Here is a 17,803-nt window from a genome sequence, read left to right as displayed (position 1 = left end):
GCCGGGCAGTTCGCTTTCTCCTTTTTCGTGGTAATGCCCGCATGGAAATCAAGGTCAATTTTCTCGACAACCTCCGACTCGAAGCCAAGTTCGACGACTTCACGGTGATTGCCGACCAGCCCATCCGCTACAAGGGCGACGGTTCGGCACCGGGTCCGTTCGACTACTTCCTGGCTTCCTCGGCGCTGTGCGCGGCCTACTTCGTCAAGCTCTACTGCCAGACCCGCGACATCCCCACGGACAATATCCGTCTGTCGCAGAACAACATCGTCGACCCGGAGAACCGCTACAAGCAGATCTTCAAGATCCAGGTGGAACTGCCGGCGGACATCTCCGAGAAGGACCGCCAGGGCATCCTGCGCTCCATCGACCGCTGCACCGTGAAGAAGGTGGTGCAGACCGGACCGGACTTCGTCATCGAGGAAGTCGAGAACCTCGACGCCGACGCCCAGGCGCTGCTGATGCCGAGCACCGCCGCCGGCGCCAGCACCTATATCCAGGGCAAGGACCTGCCGCTGGAGCAGACCATCGCCAACATGTCGGAAATCCTCGCCGGCCTGGGGATGAAGATCGAGATCGCCTCCTGGCGCAACATCGTGCCCAACGTCTGGTCGCTGCACATCCGCGATGCGCAGTCGCCGATGTGCTTCACCAACGGCAAGGGCGCTACCAAGGAAAGCGCACTGGCCTCGGCGCTGGGCGAGTTCATCGAGCGACTGAACTGCAACTTCTTCTACAACGACCAGTTCTGGGGCGAGGAGATCGCCAACGCGCCGTTCGTGCACTACCCCGACGAGCGCTGGTTCAAGCCGGGTGCCAAGGACGAGTTGCCGGAGGAGATCCTCGACGGGTATTGCCTGGAGATCTACAACCCGGATGGCGAGCTGCGCGGTTCGCACCTCTACGACACCAACTCGGGCAACACCGAACGCGGCATCTGTTCGCTGCCGTTCGTGCGCCAGTCCGACGGCGAGACGGTGTACTTCCCGTCCAACCTGATCGAGAACCTCTACCTCTCCAACGGCATGAGCGCCGGCAACACCCTGGCCGAGGCGCAGGTGCAGTGCCTGTCGGAAATCTTCGAGCGCGCGGTGAAGCGTGAAATCCTCGAAGGCGAACTGGCGCTGCCGGACGTACCGCAAGAGGTGCTGGCCAAGTACCCGGGCATCGTCGCCGGCATCAAGGGCCTGGAGGAGCAGGGCTTCCCGGTGCTGGTCAAGGATGCTTCGCTGGGCGGCGAATTCCCGGTGATGTGCGTGACCCTGATGAACCCGCGCACCGGCGGCGTGTTCGCCTCCTTCGGCGCCCACCCGAGCTTCGAAGTGGCGCTGGAACGCAGCCTCACCGAGCTGCTCCAGGGCCGCAGCTTCGAGGGCCTCAACGACCTGCCCAAGCCGACCTTCGAAAGCCAGGCGCTGACCGAGCCGAACAACTTCGTCGAACACTTCATCGACTCCAGCGGCGTGGTGTCGTGGCGCTTCTTCAGCGCCAAGGCGGATTACGAGTTCGTCGAGTGGGACTTCTCCGGCCATGGTGAGGATTCGAACCTGCAGGAAGCCCGGACTCTGTTCGGCATCCTCGAGGAGCAGGGCAAGGAGGTCTATATGGCCGTCTACGAGCACCTGGGCGCCACCGCCTGCCGTGTCCTGGTGCCGGGCTACTCGGAAATCTACCCGGTGGAAGACCTGATCTGGGACAACACCAACAAGGCACTGGCGTTCCGCTCGGACATCCTCAACCTGCACAGCCTCAACATCGTCCGCCTCAAGTCGCTGCTCAAGCGTCTGGAAGCCTGCGAGGTGGACGAGTACACCGACATCACCACGCTGATCGGCATCGAGTTCGACGACAACACCGTCTGGGGCCAGCTGACCATCCTTGAGCTGAAGCTGCTGATCAACCTCGTGGCGAAACGCTTCGAGACGGCCAAGGAACTGGTGGAGATGTACCTCCAGTACAACGACAACACCGTCGAGCGCGGGCTGTTCTACCAGGCGCTCAACGCGGCGCTGGACGTGCACCTGGACGAGGAACTGGAGATGGCCGACTTCGAAGCCAACTTCCGCCGCATGTTCGGCAATGAGCGCATGGACGCGGTGCTCGGTTCGCTGGACGGCAGCGTGCGTTTCTATGGCCTGACGCCCACCAGCACCAGGCTGGAAGGCCTCGACAAGCACCTGCGCCTGATCGAGAGCTACAAGAAGCTGCACCAGGCACGGGCTCGGGCGGTTGGGCGCTAATCCCTCTCCCTAACCCTCTCCCTGAAGGGAGAGGGGACTGTCCGGCGCGCTCTGATAGCACCTCGCTCGCCGGCTGCCGGTGAGTCCATATCTCGCGCCGATCGGCTCCCTCTCCCTTCAGGGATAGGGCGGGGGAGAGGGGCGTGAGCACAGCGCAGGACTTTACAGGGAGTCAAAAGGCGTCCAATCGCTCGCGGCACTTACCCTGATTCCGCACCCCGCACCCCGCACCCCGCTGCCACATGCCGCCCGACCGGTCGTCCGGTGCAATGCGAAAGTCCGCCTAGACTTGTCGATTCCGCCGTCGCCCAGGCGACCAAGCTGCATGGCGGTCATGCCGACCGCGAGAATCAGGAGAGTCACGATGTCCAGCCTGCAACGCGTCACCCCCTGCCTGTGGTTCGACGGCAAGGCCGAGGAGGCGGCCGAGTTCTATGTCGCCATCTTCCCCAATTCGCGGATCGTCCAGACTGCCTACTACCCCGAAGCCGAGAAGGACCGCCATGGCGGTGTGCCCGGTTCGGTGCTGACGGTGGAGTTCGAGCTGGATGGCCAGACCTTCATCGCGCTGAACGGCGGACCGGCCTTCAACTTCACCGAGGCGCTGTCGCTGCAGGTGATGTGCGATAGCCAGAAGGAGATCGACCATTTCTGGGACAAGCTCGGCGCCGGCGGCCCGGTGGAAGCGCAGATCTGCGGCTGGCTGAAGGATCGCTACGGGGTGTCCTGGCAGATCTGCCCGCGCCACGTCGGCGACATGGTCGCCGACCCGGACAAGGCCAAGGCCAGCCGCACGCTGCAGGCAGTGATGGGCATGAAGAAGCTGGACATGGCCGCCATCGAGCGCGCCCATGCTGGTAACCAGGCGCGGTAGTTGAGCGAGGAGGGTGCGCGGCATGTTCAGCCATATCACCGTCGGCACCAATGACCTGCCGCGCGCCATCGACTTCTACGGCAAGGTGCTCGGCCCCCTGGGGATCGTCCTCAAGGCGCAGCGCCATGCGCCTGAGCGGGCGATCTTCGCTCACCCGGACAGTGACGTGGTGTTCTGTGTCTATGAGCCCATCGACGGCCAGCCCGCCTGTATCGGCAATGGCAGCCTGGTTGCCTTCGAGGCGCGCACCCGGCACCAGGTCGACAGCTTCCATGCCCGCGCCGTGCAGCTGGGTGGTGTCGACGAAGGGGCGCCGGGCCTGCGCCTGAATTACTCGCCGACCTACTACGGGGCCTATGTGCGCGATCTGGATGGCAACAAGCTGTGCTGCGTCTGCCATCTGGAGGAGTGAGGCGGCACGAGAGAAATTTCGAACCTGCCCGCGCAGCGGCGCGTCCAACTCCCTGAACGTCGCAGTCAGCCGGCACGCACCGATTGCCTGACTGCGACGCCGCCAAGCGGCGAGGGTGCGCTCGCCGGACAGGGAGAATCTGCGATGGTCACTCACTACAAGGTCAAGGGGCACCTGGCTTGCGGGCACGCGGGCAAACACCTGGAATCCACCACCGAACTGAACCGGGTGAAATGCCGGAGCTGCCGCAACACCGAGGTCTACAAGGAGGCCCGCCGCGATGCGCGCAACGCCGCGCGCCGTGCCCAGCGCAAGGCCCGCGCCGCCGCCGTGCACAACGACTGGCGCAGCTTCTGGGAAAAACGCCTGGCCGCCATGCCGGGCAGCCAGCGCCTGCCGCGCGGGTTCCACGATCAGCCTTGCGTGGGCGCTGCCTTGGCCGCTGCTGCCTGAGCCGGGTCTGAGGGAGGGCGAGGCCGTTGATCCCGGGGCTGTCGATCCTGAAGGGCCCGGGTGCATGTCCGAGCCTTGTGCTCGGGAAAGTCGTGCTAGCATCTGCCCCGGCCCCGAATCCTCCCGCGGCGCTGGCAACCCGCCGGCGCCGCCATCCCTCACAGAAGGACCCAAGCAATGGCTCAAGTCACCCTCAAGGGCAACCCGGTTTCCGTCGACGGCAAGCTGCCGCAGAAAGGCGAACAGGCTCCGGCCCTGTCGCTGGTCGCCGGCAACCTGTCCGACGTCACCCTGGAAACCTACGCTGGCAAGCGCAAGGTGCTGAACATCTTCCCCAGCGTCGATACCCCGACCTGCGCCACCTCCGTGCGCAAGTTCAACGCTGAGGCCAGCAAGCTGGCCAACACTGTCGTACTGTGCGTTTCCGCCGACCTGCCGTTCGCCCAGGCGCGCTTCTGCGGCGCCGAAGGCCTGGAGAACGTGGTGAACCTGTCCACCCTGCGTGGCCGCGAGTTCCTCGCCAACTACGGCGTGGCCATCGCCGACGGCCCGCTGGCCGGCCTGGCTGCCCGCGCTGTCGTGGTGCTGGACGAGCAGAACAAGGTGCTGCACAGCGAGCTGGTCGGCGAGATCGCCGACGAGCCGAACTACGCCGCCGCCATCGCCGCCCTGGCCTGATGCTGCTGCGCTCGTAGGGGCGCCGGGCCAGTCCTCCAGGACAGGCTCCAATGGCGCGGGAACCTCCCGCGCCATTTCCGGGTCGCAATGCCCCGGCAATTCGTAACTCCCGGTAAATCAAAGGTAAATAGCGGGTAAAGAGACTTTGCCTGCGGCGTTGCTGTGCTTATCGTTCAGCCTCGCTATTCTCACTTTTTTGCGCCAAGCCCCTTTTCAACAAGACGAAGCCCCATGACTGCAAGCAACGGATCGCCCTCGAAACTTCGCACCCTGCGCCCCTGGCTCATCACCGCGCTGCTGTTCGCCGCCGTGGTGGGGCTGATCATGTGGCTGCACTCGACGTCTTCGGGAGCACCGGCGGCCCAGGGTGGACGTGGCGGGCGCCCGGGTCCTGGGCAGATGGCCGCGGGGCAGGGCGGCACGGCGGTGACCGTCAGCGTCGCGCCGGTGGTCAAGGGTGACCTGCCGGTGCATTACCACGCACTGGGCACGGTGACGGCCTACAACACCGTCAACGTCCGCGCGCGGGTCAGCGGCCAGCTGGTCAAGGTGCCGTTCCAGGAAGGTCAGGAAGTGAAGGCCGGCGATGTGCTCGCGGTGATCGACCCACGTCCGTTCCAGGCCGCGCTGGATCAGGCCCAGGGCACCCTGCTGCAGAACCAGGCGCAACTGAAGAACGCGCAGATCGACCTGGCCCGCTACAAGGGCCTGTATGCCGAGGACTCCATCGCCAAGCAGACCCTGGACACCCAGGAAGCCCAGGTCCGTCAGTACGAAGGCACCCTGAAGACCAACCAGGGCCAGGTCGCCGACGCCAAGCTCAACCTCGAGTTCACCCAGGTGCGCGCGCCCATCGCCGGTCGCGTCGGCCTGCGCCAGGTGGACGTGGGCAACCTGGTCACCTCCGGCGACACCACGCCGCTGGTGGTGATCACCCAGGTCAAGCCGATCTCCGTGGTGTTCAGCCTGCCGCAGCAGCAACTGGGCACCATCGCCCGCGAGCTGTATGGCAACCAGCCGGTGCCGGTCGAGGCGCTGGATCGCAACCAGAACCAGACCCTGGCCACCGGCGTGCTGAAGACCCTGGACAACCAGATCGACACCACCACCGGCACCGTCAAGCTCAAGGCCGGCTTCGAGAACGCCGACCACAAGCTGTTCCCCAACCAGTTCGTCAACGTGCGCCTGCTCGCCGAAACCCTGCCGGGCGTGCTGACCATCCCGGCCAACGCCGTGCAGCGCGGCAACGACGGCACCTACGTCTATTTGGTGGGGGAGGAGAGCAAGGCCAAGCGCCAGCTGGTCACCCTGGGCACCAGCGAGAGCGAGCGCGTGGTGGTCACCGAGGGCCTGAAGGAAGGCGACCGCGTGGTCGTCGAGGGCACCGACCGCCTGCGCGACGGCACCCGCATGAATATCGCCACCTCCGACGAGAAGGCCCGTGCGGCCGCCACCGAGGAGGGCGACAAGTCCACCGCCAAGCCCTTTGGCTCGGACACCCCGGTCCAGGACAGCGGTAAGAGCGAATGAACCCGTCCCGCCTGTTCATCCTGCGGCCGGTCGCCACCACGCTGCTGATGGTGGCGATCCTGCTGTCGGGGATCATCGCCTACCGCTTCCTGCCGATCTCGGCCTTGCCGGAAGTGGACTACCCGACCATCCAGGTGGTGACCCTGTACCCCGGCGCCAGCCCGGACATCATGACCTCCTCGGTGACCGCGCCGCTGGAGAACCAGCTGGGGCAGATTCCCGGCCTGAACGAGATGTCCTCCACCAGCTCCGGTGGCGCCTCGGTGATCACCCTGCAGTTCAGCCTGCAGATCAACCTCGACGTCGCCGAGCAGGAAGTCCAGGCGGCGATCAACACCGCGCAGAGCCTGCTGCCCAAGGACCTGCCGAACCAGCCGGTGTACAGCAAGGTGAACCCGGCGGACGCACCGATCCTGACCCTGGCGGTGATGTCCCCGGACATGCCGCTGCCGCAGATCCAGGACCTGGTGGACACGCGTCTCGCGCAGAAAATCTCGCAGATTTCCGGCGTTGGCCTGGTCAGCATCAGCGGCGGCCAGCGCCCGGCCGTGCGCATCCGCGCCAACCCTGGTGCGCTGGCGGCCGCCGGCCTGAGCCTGCAGGACCTGCAGACCACCGTCACCAACAACAACCTCAACGGCCCCAAGGGCAGCTTCGACGGTCCGACCCGCTCCTCGACCCTGGACGCCAACGACCAGCTCAAGTCCGCCGACGCCTACCGCGACCTGATCATCGCCTACAAGAACGGCTCGCCGCTGCGCGTGCGCGACGTGGCCAGCGTCGAGGATGACGCCGAGAACGTGCGCCTGGCCGCCTGGGCCAACACCTCGCCGGCGGTGGTGCTGAACATCCAGCGCCAGCCGGGCGCCAACGTCATCGAGGTGGTCGACAGCATCAAGAAGATGCTCCCGCAGTTGCAGGCGACCCTGCCCGGCAGCCTGGAAGTGACGGTGCTCACCGACCGCACCACGACCATCCGCGCCTCGGTGGCGGACGTGCAGTTCGAGCTGTTCCTCGCCGTCTGCCTGGTGGTGATGGTCACCTTCCTGTTCCTGCGCAATATCTCCGCGACGCTGATCCCCAGCTTCGCCGTGCCGTTGTCGCTGATCGGCACCTTCGGCGTGATGTACCTCGCAGGCTTCTCGATCAACAACCTGACGCTGATGGCGCTGACCATCGCCACCGGCTTCGTGGTGGACGACGCCATCGTCATGGTGGAGAACATCGCGCGTTACCTGGAGAAGGGCGACCCGCCACTGGAGGCTGCGCTCAAGGGTTCCAAGCAGATCGGCTTCACCATCATCTCGCTGACCTTCTCGCTGATCGCCGTGCTGATCCCGCTGCTGTTCATGGGCGACGTGGCCGGGCGGCTGTTCCGCGAATTCGCCATCACCCTGGCGGTGGCGATCCTGATCTCCGGCTTCGTTTCCCTGACCCTGACGCCGATGCTCAGCGCCAAGCTGCTGCGCCACGTCGAGCCGGAGAAGGAAGGGCGCTTCGCCCGCGCCGCCGGGCGCTTCATCGACAACCTGATCGAGCGCTACGCCGCCGCCCTGCGCGTGGTGCTGCGCCATCAGCCGCTGACCCTGCTGGTGGCCATCGGCACCGTGGTGCTCACCGCGGCGCTGTACCTCTTCATGCCCAAGGGCTTCTTCCCGGTGCAGGACACCGGGGTGATCCAGGGCATCGCCGAGGCGCCGCAGTCGATCTCGTTCCAGTCCATGGCCAGCCGCCAGCAGGACCTGGCGAAGATCGTGCTGAAGGATCCGGCGGTGCAAAGCCTGTCCTCGTTCATCGGCGTCGACGGCACCAACGCCACCCTCAACACCGGGCGCCTGCTGATCAACCTCAAGCCGCACGCCGAGCGTGACGTGACCGCCAGCGAGGTGATCCATCGCCTGCAGCCGGAGCTGGACCAGATCGCCGGCATCAAGCTGTACATGCAGCCGGTGCAGGACCTCACCATCGAGGACCGCATCGCCCGCACCCAGTACCAGTTCACCCTGCAGGATGCCGACCCGGAGGTCCTCGCCGACTGGGTGCCGCGCCTGGTGGACCGCCTGCAGCAACTGCCGGAGCTGGCCGACGTGGCTACCGACTGGCAGGACAAGGGCCTGCAGGCCTACATCAACATCGACCGCGACACTGCTTCGCGCCTGGGCGTGAGCCTGTCGAACATCGACAGCGTGCTGTACAACGCCTTCGGCCAGCGGCTGATCTCCACCATCTTCACCCAGGCCACGCAGTACCGCGTGGTGCTGGAGGTGGCGCCGGAATTCCAGATCGGCCCGCAGTCGCTGGAGAACCTCTACGTGCCATCCAGCGACGGTACCCAGGTGCGCCTGTCGAGCCTGGCCAAGGTCGAGGAGCGCCACACCCTGCTGGCGGTCAACCACATCGCCCAGTTCCCGGCCGCGACCATCTCCTTCAACCTGGCCAAGGGCGTCGCCCTCGGCGAGGCAGTGCAGGCGATCCGCGACGTCGAGGCGCAGATGGAAATGCCCGTCAGCCTGCAGGGCAGTTTCCGTGGTGCGGCCCAGGCGTTCGAGGCCTCGCTGTCCAACACCCTGCTGCTGGTACTGGCTTCCATCGTCACCATGTACATCGTGCTGGGCATCCTCTACGAGAGCTTCATCCACCCGGTGACCATTCTCTCCACGCTGCCCTCGGCGGGCGTGGGCGCGCTGCTGGCGCTGATGCTCTCGGGGCAGGACATCGGCATCGTGGCGATCATCGGCATCATCCTGCTGATCGGCATCGTCAAGAAGAACGCGATCATGATGATCGACTTCGCCCTGGACGCCGAACGCAACGAGGGCAAGCCGCCCCATGAGGCGATCTACCAGGCGTGCCTGCTGCGCTTCCGGCCGATCCTGATGACCACCATGGCCGCGCTGCTGGGCGCGCTGCCGCTGATGCTCGCCGGCGGTGCCGGCGCCGAGCTGCGCCAACCGCTGGGCGTGACCATGGTTGGCGGCCTGCTGGTCAGCCAGCTGCTGACGCTGTTCACCACGCCGGTGATCTACCTGTACTTCGACCGCCTGGCCGCGCGCTGGGCCAACTGGCGGCAGCGCCACGGCCTGGACGTGAACAGCATCGACCCGGCGGAGCGTGGCTGATGGGCGGCTTATCGCGCCTGTTCATCCTGCGCCCGGTCGCCACCAGCCTGCTGACCCTGGCGCTGATGCTCGCCGGCATCCTCTCGTTCAGCCTGCTGCCGGTGGCGCCGCTGCCCAACGTCGACTTCCCGACCATCCTGGTGCAGGCATCCTTGCCCGGCGCCAGTCCGGAAACCATGGCCTCCACGGTGGCGACGCCGCTGGAGCGCTCGCTGGGGCGCATCGCCGGGGTCACCGACATGACCTCCAGCAGCTCCCTGGGCAACACCACCATCATCATCCAGTTCGACCTGTCCAAGGACATCGATGGCGCCGCACGCGAGGTGCAGTCGGCGATCAACGCGGCCATGAGCCTGCTGCCCTCGGGAATGCCGAACAACCCGACGTACCGCAAGGCGAATCCGTCGGACATGCCGATCATGATCCTCACCCTGACCTCGGATACCTATACCCGCGGGCAGATGTACGACCTGGCCTCGACCATCGTCTCGCCCAAGCTGGCGCAGGTGAAAGGGGTGGGGCAGGTGAGCATCGGCGGCTCGTCGCTGCCGGCGGTGCGCGTCGATGTGAATCCGGACCAGCTCAGCCACTACGGCATCTCCCTGGACACGGTGCGCAACGCCATCAACAACACCAACGCCGACGGGCCCAAGGGCTCGCTGGAGTTCGGCGAGCGGCACTGGCAGGTGGACTCCAACGACCAGTTGCGCAAGGCCAGCGAGTACGCCCCGCTGATCGTCCACTACAACGCCGACACCGGTGCGGCGGTACGCCTGCGCGACGTGGCCAAGGTCACCGACTCGGTGGAAGACACCCGCAACGCCGGCTTCTCCGACGACCTGCCGGCAGTGCTGCTGATCATCACCCGTCAGCCTGGCGCGAACATCATCGAGGCCACCGACGCCATCCACGAGCAGCTGCCGATCATCCAGGACGTGCTCGGCCCGCAGGTGAAGCTGTCGGTGATGGACGACCGCAGCCCGTCGATCCGCTCCTCGCTGGAAGAAGCCGAGCTGACCCTGATCATCTCGGTGATCCTGGTGATCCTGGTGGTCTACCTGTTTCTGCGCAACGGTCGCGCCACGCTGATCCCCAGCCTGGCGGTGCCGGTGTCGCTGGTGGGCACCTTCGCGATCATGTACCTGTGCGGCTTCTCGCTGAACAACCTGTCGCTGATGGCGCTGATCATCGCCACCGGCTTCGTGGTGGACGACGCCATCGTCGTGGTGGAGAACATCGCCCGGCGCATCGAGGAGGGCGACCCGCCGATCCAGGCGGCGATCCGCGGTGCGCGGGAAGTAAGTTTCACCGTGCTGTCGATGACCCTGTCGCTGGTGGCGGTGTTCATTCCGCTGCTGTTGATGGGCGGCATCACCGGGCGGCTGTTCCGCGAATTCTCGGTGACCCTGGCGGCGGCCATCCTGGTCTCGCTGGTGGTCTCGCTGACACTGACGCCGATGCTCTGCGCACGCCTGCTCAAGCCGGTGGAGCGCGGACCGAAGAAGGCCTCGGTGGAGCGCCAGAGCAACCGCTACTTCGTCGCCTTCATGCAGCGCTACCGCGCCAGCCTGAGCTGGGCGCTGGAGCATTCGCGGCTGATGGTGATGATCATGCTCGGCTGTATCGCGCTGAACCTCTACCTGTTCGTGGTGGTGCCCAAGGGCTTCCTGCCGCAGCAGGATTCCGGGCGCCTGCGCGGCTTCGCGGTGGCCGACCAGAGCATCTCGTTCCAGGCGCTGGACAAGAAGATGGCGCAGTTCCGCAAGATCCTCTCCGAGGACCCCGGCGTGGAGAACGTGGTGGGCTTCGTCGGCGGCGGCAAGTGGCAGTCGAGCAACACCGGCTCCTTCTTCGTCACCCTGAAGGACATCACCGAGCGCGACTCCGCCGAAACCATCGTCAACCGCCTGCGCAAGAAGCTGGCGCAGGTCCCCGGCGCCAACCTGTTCCTGGTCGCCGGCCAGGACGTGCGCATCGGTGGCCGCCAGGGCAATGCGCAGTACGACTTCACCCTGCGCAGCGATGACCTCAACCTGTTGCGCGAATGGGCGCCGAAGGTCGAGGCGGCGATGAACAAGGTGCCGCAGATCGTCGACGTGAACAGCGATGCCCAGGACAAGGGCGTGCAGAGCCGCCTGGTGATCGACCGCGACCGCGCGGCGAGCCTGGGAGTGAACGTCGCCGAGGTGGACGCGGTGCTGAACAACTCCTACGGCCAGCGCCAGGTCTCGACCATCTTCAACCCGCTGAACCAGTACCACGTGGTGATGGAAGTCGCCCAGCCGTACCAGGAAACCCCCGAGGAGCTGCGTCAGGTCTACGTGATCAACAGCGAAGGGCAGCGCATTCCACTCTCGGCCTTCACCCACATCGAGCCGAGCCGCGCGCCGCTGGAGGTCAACCACCAGGGCCAGTTCGCCGCCACCACCTTCTCCTTCAACCTGGCCCAGGGTGCGCAGATCGGCCCGGCCCGCGACGCGATCCTGGCCGCGGTGGAGCCGATCCACCTGCCGATGGAAATCCAGGCCACCTTCGAAGGCAACGCCGGCGCGGTGCAGGACACGCAGAACGACATGCCCTGGCTGATCCTGCTGGCGCTGATCTCGGTGTACATCGTGCTGGGCATCCTCTACGAGAGCTATGTGCATCCGCTGACCATCCTCTCGACGCTGCCCTCGGCGGGCGTCGGCGCGCTGCTCACGCTGATGCTGTTCCGCACCGAGCTGTCGCTGATCGCGCTGATCGGGGTGATCCTGCTCATCGGCATCGTGAAGAAGAACGCCATCATGATGATCGACTTCGCCCTGGACGCAGAGCGCACTCTGGGACTGTCACCGCGTGAGGCGATCCTTGAGGCGTGCATGAAGCGCTTCCGGCCGATCATGATGACTACCCTGGCCGCGATTCTCGGTGCGTTGCCGCTGATCTTCGGCATCGGCGGCGATGCCGCGCTGCGTCGTCCGCTGGGCATGACCATCGTCGGCGGGCTGATCGGCAGCCAGTTGCTGACCCTGTACACCACCCCCGTCGTCTACCTCTACCTCGACCGCCTGCGCCATTGGGTCAACAAGAAGCGCGGCGTGCGCACTGATGGCGCCCTGGAGACACCCGTATGATCCGTTCCCGTTCACTTCTCCCCTTGGCGCTGGCCGTGGCCCTGGCCGGTTGCGCCATCGGCCCGGACTACCAGCGCCCCGAGCTGACGGTGCCCGCCAGCTTCAAGGAGGGCGAGGGCTGGCAACTGGCGAAGCCGCAGGATGGCTTCAACCAAGGCGCCTGGTGGGAACTGTACGGCGATGCCACGCTGAATGACCTGCAGACCCGCCTGGTGGCGGCCAACCAGACCCTGGCGCAGTCGCTGGCGTCCTACCGCCAGGCCCAGGCGCTGGCCAAGGGCGCGCGCTCCTCGTTCTTCCCCAGCATCACCGCCGACGCCGGCAAGACCCGCTCCGGGCAAGGCACCGGCAGCGGCGGCAGCGTGCGCTTGCCCGACGGCTCCACGGTGGCCAGCGGCGGAAGCAGCAGCTCGATCAGCAACAGCTACTCGGCGAGTCTCGGCGTGAGCTGGGAGCTGGACCTGTGGGGCAAGCTGCGCCGCCAGCTGGAGGCCGACAACGCGAGCATGGACGCCAGTGCCGCCGACCTGGCCAACTCGCGCCTTTCCCTGCAGTCCCAGCTGGCCCAGAACTACCTGCAGCTGCGGGTGATGGACCAGCAGATCAAGCTGCTCAACGACACGATCACGGCTTACCAGCGCTCGCTCAAGCTCACCGAGAACCAGTACAACGCCGGCATCGTCACCAAGGCCGATGTCGCCCAGGCGCGTACCCAGCTGAAAAGCACCGAGGCCCAGGCCATCGACCTGAAGTACCAGCGCGCGCAGCTGGAACACGCCATTGCCGTGCTGGTCGGTCTGCCGCCGGCGCAGTTCTCCCTGGCCGCCGTGGACGGTGTGCCTAACCTGCCGAACGTGCCGGCACTGCTGCCCTCGGAGATACTGCAACGCCGCCCGGACGTGGCCTCCGCCGAGCGCCAGGTGATTTCCGCCAACGCCAAGATCGGCGTGGCCAAGGCCGCCTGGTTCCCCGACCTGACCCTCACCGCCGCCGGTGGCTACCGCAGCGGCAGCTTCCAGAACTGGATCGAGACACCCAACCGCTACTGGTCCATCGGCCCGCAGTTCGCCATGACCCTGTTCGATGGCGGGCTGATCGCCTCCCAGGTCGAACAGGCCGAGGCGAGCTACGACCAGACCGTGGCCAGCTACCGGCAGACCGTGCTGGACAGCTTCCGCGAGGTCGAGGACTACATGGTCCAGCTCAAGGTGCTGGAAGAGGAAAGCGGCGTGCAGCAGGAAGCGCTGGACTCCGCCCGCGAGGCGCTGCGCCTGACCACCAACCAGTACAAGGCCGGCACCATCGACTACAGCAACGTGGTCACTACCCAGACCAGCGCGCTGTCCAACGAGCGCACGCTGCTGACCCTGACCGGCAGCCGGCTGACCGCCAGCGTGCAGCTGATCGCTGCCTTGGGCGGTGGCTGGGATGCGGCGAAGATCGCCGAGGAAGGACAGGCGACGCGGGACTGAATCCGCGTCGTTGCCGCAGTCAGTCTTCGACCAGGGCGCTCAGGGGAATGTGGAAGCGGTTTTCGCCGTCCAGCGATCTGATGCCCCGGGGCTGAGCGGTGCTCACCAGTGCGCTGCCGTCCAGGCGCTCCAGCACTTCGCAGTCGATCCGGCCGACGGCCGGGAGGCGGTCGTCTGCGCTGCCCGTGCGCAGGCTGGCGCGTGGTTTGAGGAAGCGCCAGTCGCGCCCGCAGGCATCGATCAGGCGGCATTCGGCCCAGCCCGGGAAGCATTCTTCGGTGTAACGCACGATCTCGACCAGCAGGCTGGGCATCTTCAGGTTCCGGTAGCGGGAAGGGGCGTCAGCCGTTGAAGCGACGAGCGGTGGTGAAACTGCGTTCCCAGTAGTTGTTGTCCAGCGAATCCATGCGGATCCGTTCGCCGGAACTGGGGGCATGGATGAACTGGTTGTTGCCGATGTACAGCCCCACGTGACTGATGCTGCCGCGCCCGTTGCGGTTGAAGAACACGGCATCGCCCGGCTTGAGCTCGGCGCGACCGATCCGCTGGCTGCCGCTTTCGATCATCTGGCCGGTGGTGCGCGGCAGCTTCATGCCGGCTTCAGTGCGGAACAGGTAAACCAGCAGGCCGCTGCAGTCGAAGCCGTTGGCCACGGTGGTGCCGCCATGGCGGTAGGGCACGCCGATCAGTTGGTGGGCACGGGCCACCACTCGCGAGTTGGTGGCAGCCGTCGCCTTGCGCAGGCCCGATTTCAGCGGGCTATTCATGTCACCGTGCAGGCGCACGTTATTGCGGTTGACCCGCTTGCCATGGAGCGGATGCGGGAGGCCGGCGCTGGCCTTGTGCGGCGCGGCGCGCTGGGCTTCGCGAGCTTCGGCGTGGGGAACGGTCAGAAAGAGCAGCAGGGCCGCGCTCAGCAGGGGAAGGAAACGCATCTTGGCTACATCGTGTGGTCAGGTGGTGGAACGGGGCGCCATCTTAGGAATCTCCTGCGTCGGATGAACGAGGGTAAGTTGCAAGGCGCTGTAGGGGTTTTCCGAATGTGTGCCGGACTGGTGACCCGACTGCGTTTTTTTGCCGGATCAGCCGCTGAAGCGTCTTGCGGTAGTGAAGCTGCGGCGCCAGTAGCCGTTTTCCAGCGAGTCGATGCGGATGCGCTTGCCGGTGCTGGGGGCGTGGATGAAGCGGTCGCCGCCGATGTACAGGCCGACATGGCTGCTGCTGCCTTCGCCGTTGTGGTTGAAGAACACCGCGTCGCCCGGCTGCAGTTCGTCCCGGCTCACTACGTTATGGCGCTGGGCGATCATCGAATGGGTGGTACGCGGCAGTGTGCGGTGGGCGATGCTCTGGTAGAGGTAGACCAGCAGTCCGCTGCAGTCGAAGCCGTCTTCCTCGGTCTGGCCGCCCCAGCGGTACGGCGTGCCGAGCAACTCGTGGGCGCGCGCGATGAGGCGCGAGGTTTGCGCCGGGCTGCGGATTCGACGAGCGGCTGATGGCGGTGGGGCGGCCGAGCCGCTGGCGGGCAGGACGCTGCGCTCGACGGCGGCCCGGTCGTAGCGCCGCCAGTCGGGCGGGTCGAAGTCATCGGCCAGGGCCGCCGGCGCTCCGAGGGTGCAGAGCAGGTAAAGAGGAAGCCAGCAGAGTGGGCGCACGTCGGATCACCTCGGGGTGAACGCTGGGGACGGGCGCCATCCTAGGAATGGCTAGTGAAGGTCTATGTAGGAAATATCTAATAGATCTGAAGGTGTATTCCACGATGAAGGGTCGATCACCCCTCAGCGCGCGAACAACTGGCCAATGTCCTTGAAAGCCTTGAACTCCAGGGCGTTGCCGCAGGGGTCGAAGAGGAACAGCGTGGCCTGTTCGCCCACCTGGCCCTGGAAGCGCACATGGGGTTCGATGACGAACCGTGTGCCACGCGCGCGCAGCCTTTGCGCCAGCCGCTCCCAGTCGTCCCACGGCAGCACCACGCCGAAATGCGGTACCGGTACGTCGTGCCCATCGACGGCGTTGGTGTGCGCCGCCTCCTGGCTGGCGGTGCGTGGGTGCTCGTGGATCACCAGCTGGTGGCCGAAGAAGTCGAAGTCCACCCATTGGGCGCTGCTGCGCCCTTCGGCGAGGCCGAACACCTCGCCGTAGAAACGCCGGGCCAGGGCGAGGTCGTGGACCGGAATGGCCAGGTGGAAAGGTGATAGCGCCATGGACGTACTCCCTGTCAGGTTCAGGCCGTCACGGCCAGCAGGCGGCTGATGGTGGCCTTCGCCGCGTTCAGCTGGCCCTCGCGGGCGAGGCGGGTGAAGTCCAGCAGGGCGTGTTCGTGCTCGGCGAGATCGTCGAGGATATCGCGGTCATCGTCGTCGCCCTCGATGGCCAGGCTGTCGTAGCGCCGGACATAGGGTTCCACCAGCACTTCGAGTTTTTCCAGGGTCTGCGGCCAGTCGAGCCCGAGCCAGTCGGCGGCGCGCTGGCGGCCCTGGGCAGCGGCGTGCGCGGTGTCACCCAGCGGCAGGCCATGGCGTTGCAGCAGCCGCGCCATGCGCAGGCCGGTCTGGCGTTCCAGTCGCGCCAGCAGGAGCATCGAGGAGGCCCCCTCCGGCAGTTGCTCGGCCAGGCCGAGGAAGAAGTTTTCACCGCGGACTTCGCCCAGGTAGGCGGCCTGCAGTTCACTGGCTTGTCGGTGCATGCGTCGGTCCCCCGTGCTCAATGGGGACCAGCCTAGACGATGTGCGCCGGGCATCGAACCCGGCATGTCGTGTCTGGGCCAGAAGGGGTCGCTCAGCGTTCGAATCCGTAGTCGCGCTCGACGCGGCTGATGCGCACGCGGAACGCGCTGTACCAGTCGCGGCGGCCGGCCTGCTGGGCCATGCGGTGTTCGGCCTGCTGCTTCCACTGGCGGATGGCGGCTTCGTCGCGCCAGTAGGACACGGTGATGCCCAGACCGTCAGCGCCACGGGCCGACTCGACGCCGAGGAAGCCATCCTGTTGCGCGGCCAGTTCCAGCATGCGTTCGGCGGTGGCGCCGTAGCCTTCGTCCAGCTCGCTGCGGTAGGAGGTGAAGGTCACGGCGTAGTAGGGCGGTTGCGGTGTGCTGGCGATCATGCGGGGCTCCCTGCCTGGATGGTTGCTCGGCTGGATTCTCTGTTGGATTGGTGGCGGAAAGCGGCGGACAGGAACGCTTCGGCCAGCGGCACGGCGATGCCGGCCAGGGCCTTGCGCTCGGGCTGGAACAGGGTGGCGACGAAGAACGGATGGTCGGTCGCTTCCAGTGCACGGACGCTGCCATCCTCGCCATGGGCACAGGCGCGCAGCGAGCCGCTGAACAGCTTGTCCTGGAACTGCGGGTTTACCCCGTAGCTGCAGCGATAGCCCTCGCGGATTTCCGGCAGGCCGTAGATCGCCGCCAGCTGCGTGCCGGCGCCGAGACGGATGGTTTCGCTGACCTCCACCAGTGAACAGGGCAGGGCGTGGACCACCGGTCGGGCCGCTTCCGGGTCCATCTCGGCGTGGGCCGCGTCGCTCCAGCCGAGGACGTTGTGGGCGCGCTCCAGCAGGGCGTGCTGGAAGCCACCGCAGGTACCGAGGAAGGGCACCTGTTTTTCGCGGGCAAAGGTGATCGCCCGCAAGGCGCCTTCGGTGTCGAGGTAAGGGCTGCCGGGGATGGCCCAGAAGCCGGAGTAGGGCTCCAGATCCAGGCCCTGGGCGAGGCGCGGGGTGTCCAGCCAGTCCACGCGCAAGGTGCCCGAATGCGGCAGCAGCGATTGCTGCAGGGCCAGGGGAATCGCCCAGTGGGCGGTGACGCGGCTGTCGCGGTCGCCGATCAGGCCGATGCGCAGTGCTTTACGACGTTTTCCCATCCTGTGTTCCCCCTGGCGTCGTGGCCCATTGGCGGGCCCATGGGCGGCAATTTAT

15 protein-coding genes and 1 pseudogene are annotated in these 17,803 nt (G+C 66.3%); 9 read left to right on the top strand and 7 right to left on the bottom strand.

Annotation, left to right across the window (positions count from 1 at the left end; translation table 11 throughout):
* The first annotated feature begins 41 nt into the window (after positions 1 to 41).
* From J2T47_RS28080 to J2T47_RS28040, 9 genes and pseudogenes are all read left to right on the top strand, one after another.
* Positions 42 to 2,240, top strand: coding sequence for an OsmC domain/YcaO domain-containing protein (locus tag J2T47_RS28080; protein WP_253453898.1), 2,199 nt, complete (start codon positions 42 to 44; stop codon positions 2,238 to 2,240).
* Between the two features lie 364 nt (positions 2,241 to 2,604).
* Positions 2,605 to 3,114 carry a VOC family protein gene (locus J2T47_RS28075; protein WP_253453897.1) on the top strand — a complete coding sequence of 170 codons (510 nt, stop codon included), beginning with the start codon at positions 2,605 to 2,607 and terminating at the stop codon, positions 3,112 to 3,114.
* A 22-nt stretch (positions 3,115 to 3,136) separates the two neighbouring features.
* Positions 3,137 to 3,526, top strand: a complete 390-nt coding sequence (locus tag J2T47_RS28070; protein WP_253453895.1) for a VOC family protein — start codon at positions 3,137 to 3,139, stop codon at positions 3,524 to 3,526.
* Between the two features lie 144 nt (positions 3,527 to 3,670).
* Complete coding sequence (locus J2T47_RS28065) at positions 3,671 to 3,979, top strand: hypothetical protein (protein ID WP_253453893.1); 309 nt, start codon at positions 3,671 to 3,673, stop codon at positions 3,977 to 3,979.
* Positions 3,980 to 4,156: 177 nt separating this feature from the next.
* The gene (gene tpx, locus J2T47_RS28060; RefSeq protein WP_081516774.1) at positions 4,157 to 4,657 is read left to right on the top strand and encodes a thiol peroxidase; all 501 of its coding nucleotides are present in this window, start codon (positions 4,157 to 4,159) and stop codon (positions 4,655 to 4,657) included.
* 231 nt (positions 4,658 to 4,888) lie between these two features.
* Positions 4,889 to 6,187, top strand: coding sequence for an MdtA/MuxA family multidrug efflux RND transporter periplasmic adaptor subunit (locus tag J2T47_RS28055; protein WP_253453891.1), 1,299 nt, complete (start codon positions 4,889 to 4,891; stop codon positions 6,185 to 6,187).
* The gene (locus tag J2T47_RS28050) at positions 6,184 to 9,306 is read left to right on the top strand and encodes an MdtB/MuxB family multidrug efflux RND transporter permease subunit (RefSeq protein ID WP_253453889.1); all 3,123 of its coding nucleotides are present in this window, start codon (positions 6,184 to 6,186) and stop codon (positions 9,304 to 9,306) included. Before J2T47_RS28055 ends, J2T47_RS28050 begins: the two co-directional genes overlap by 4 nt.
* Positions 9,306 to 12,422, top strand: coding sequence for a multidrug efflux RND transporter permease subunit (locus J2T47_RS28045; RefSeq protein ID WP_253453887.1), 3,117 nt, complete (start codon positions 9,306 to 9,308; stop codon positions 12,420 to 12,422). Before J2T47_RS28050 ends, J2T47_RS28045 begins: the two co-directional genes overlap by 1 nt.
* Positions 12,419 to 13,916 (top strand): annotated as a pseudogene (locus tag J2T47_RS28040) (efflux transporter outer membrane subunit); the annotation flags it as partial. The gene J2T47_RS28045 and the pseudogene J2T47_RS28040, both read left to right, overlap by 4 nt.
* On the opposite strand, the gene J2T47_RS28035 reads toward J2T47_RS28040, so the two are convergent.
* From J2T47_RS28035 to J2T47_RS28005, 7 genes are all read right to left on the bottom strand, one after another.
* Positions 13,914 to 14,207, bottom strand: a complete 294-nt coding sequence (locus J2T47_RS28035; protein ID WP_253453883.1) for a hypothetical protein — start codon at positions 14,205 to 14,207, stop codon at positions 13,914 to 13,916. The pseudogene J2T47_RS28040 and the gene J2T47_RS28035 overlap by 3 nt on opposite strands.
* 28 nt (positions 14,208 to 14,235) lie before the next feature.
* A complete protein-coding gene (locus tag J2T47_RS28030) occupies positions 14,236 to 14,829 on the bottom strand; it encodes a C40 family peptidase (RefSeq protein ID WP_253453881.1) in 594 nt (197 codons plus the stop codon).
* A 147-nt stretch (positions 14,830 to 14,976) separates the two neighbouring features.
* A complete protein-coding gene (locus tag J2T47_RS28025; protein WP_253453879.1) occupies positions 14,977 to 15,546 on the bottom strand; it encodes a C40 family peptidase in 570 nt (189 codons plus the stop codon).
* Between the two features lie 123 nt (positions 15,547 to 15,669).
* Positions 15,670 to 16,095 carry a VOC family protein gene (locus J2T47_RS28020; RefSeq protein ID WP_253453877.1) on the bottom strand — a complete coding sequence of 142 codons (426 nt, stop codon included), beginning with the start codon at positions 16,093 to 16,095 and terminating at the stop codon, positions 15,670 to 15,672.
* Positions 16,096 to 16,115: 20 nt separating this feature from the next.
* The gene (locus J2T47_RS28015; protein WP_253453875.1) at positions 16,116 to 16,577 is read right to left on the bottom strand and encodes a hypothetical protein; all 462 of its coding nucleotides are present in this window, start codon (positions 16,575 to 16,577) and stop codon (positions 16,116 to 16,118) included.
* A gap of 92 nt (positions 16,578 to 16,669) precedes the next feature.
* Positions 16,670 to 16,993 carry an antibiotic biosynthesis monooxygenase family protein gene (locus tag J2T47_RS28010; protein WP_253453873.1) on the bottom strand — a complete coding sequence of 108 codons (324 nt, stop codon included), beginning with the start codon at positions 16,991 to 16,993 and terminating at the stop codon, positions 16,670 to 16,672.
* Positions 16,990 to 17,748, bottom strand: a complete 759-nt coding sequence (locus J2T47_RS28005) for a CTP synthase C-terminal region-related (seleno)protein (protein WP_253453871.1) — start codon at positions 17,746 to 17,748, stop codon at positions 16,990 to 16,992. The genes J2T47_RS28010 and J2T47_RS28005 overlap by 4 nt, the downstream gene beginning before the upstream one ends.
* Positions 17,749 to 17,803 lie beyond the last annotated feature (55 nt).

Source organism: Pseudomonas nitroreducens, from assembly GCF_024170165.1.
Classification (GTDB): domain Bacteria; phylum Pseudomonadota; class Gammaproteobacteria; order Pseudomonadales; family Pseudomonadaceae; genus Pseudomonas; species Pseudomonas nitroreducens_C.
Note: the sequence above shows the minus strand (reverse complement) of the source record. Positions and strands in the feature narration are given on the sequence as shown.

What these genes read in the sequence shown, in the direction of transcription:
- J2T47_RS28080 (WP_253453898.1), top strand. Translation starts at nt 42, where the DNA reads ATGGAAATCAAGGTCAATTTTCTCGACAACCTCCGACTCGAAGCCAAG.
- J2T47_RS28075 (WP_253453897.1), top strand. Translation starts at nt 2,605, where the DNA reads ATGTCCAGCCTGCAACGCGTCACCCCCTGCCTGTGGTTCGACGGCAAG.
- J2T47_RS28070 (WP_253453895.1), top strand. Translation starts at nt 3,137, where the DNA reads ATGTTCAGCCATATCACCGTCGGCACCAATGACCTGCCGCGCGCCATC.
- J2T47_RS28065 (WP_253453893.1), top strand. Translation starts at nt 3,671, where the DNA reads ATGGTCACTCACTACAAGGTCAAGGGGCACCTGGCTTGCGGGCACGCG.
- tpx (WP_081516774.1), top strand. Translation starts at nt 4,157, where the DNA reads ATGGCTCAAGTCACCCTCAAGGGCAACCCGGTTTCCGTCGACGGCAAG.
- J2T47_RS28055 (WP_253453891.1), top strand. Translation starts at nt 4,889, where the DNA reads ATGACTGCAAGCAACGGATCGCCCTCGAAACTTCGCACCCTGCGCCCC.
- J2T47_RS28050 (WP_253453889.1), top strand. Translation starts at nt 6,184, where the DNA reads ATGAACCCGTCCCGCCTGTTCATCCTGCGGCCGGTCGCCACCACGCTG.
- J2T47_RS28045 (WP_253453887.1), top strand. Translation starts at nt 9,306, where the DNA reads ATGGGCGGCTTATCGCGCCTGTTCATCCTGCGCCCGGTCGCCACCAGC.
- J2T47_RS28035 (WP_253453883.1), bottom strand. Translation starts at nt 14,207, where the DNA reads ATGCCCAGCCTGCTGGTCGAGATCGTGCGTTACACCGAAGAATGCTTC.
- J2T47_RS28030 (WP_253453881.1), bottom strand. Translation starts at nt 14,829, where the DNA reads ATGCGTTTCCTTCCCCTGCTGAGCGCGGCCCTGCTGCTCTTTCTGACC.
- J2T47_RS28020 (WP_253453877.1), bottom strand. Translation starts at nt 16,095, where the DNA reads ATGGCGCTATCACCTTTCCACCTGGCCATTCCGGTCCACGACCTCGCC.
- J2T47_RS28015 (WP_253453875.1), bottom strand. Translation starts at nt 16,577, where the DNA reads ATGCACCGACAAGCCAGTGAACTGCAGGCCGCCTACCTGGGCGAAGTC.
- J2T47_RS28010 (WP_253453873.1), bottom strand. Translation starts at nt 16,993, where the DNA reads ATGATCGCCAGCACACCGCAACCGCCCTACTACGCCGTGACCTTCACC.
- J2T47_RS28005 (WP_253453871.1), bottom strand. Translation starts at nt 17,748, where the DNA reads ATGGGAAAACGTCGTAAAGCACTGCGCATCGGCCTGATCGGCGACCGC.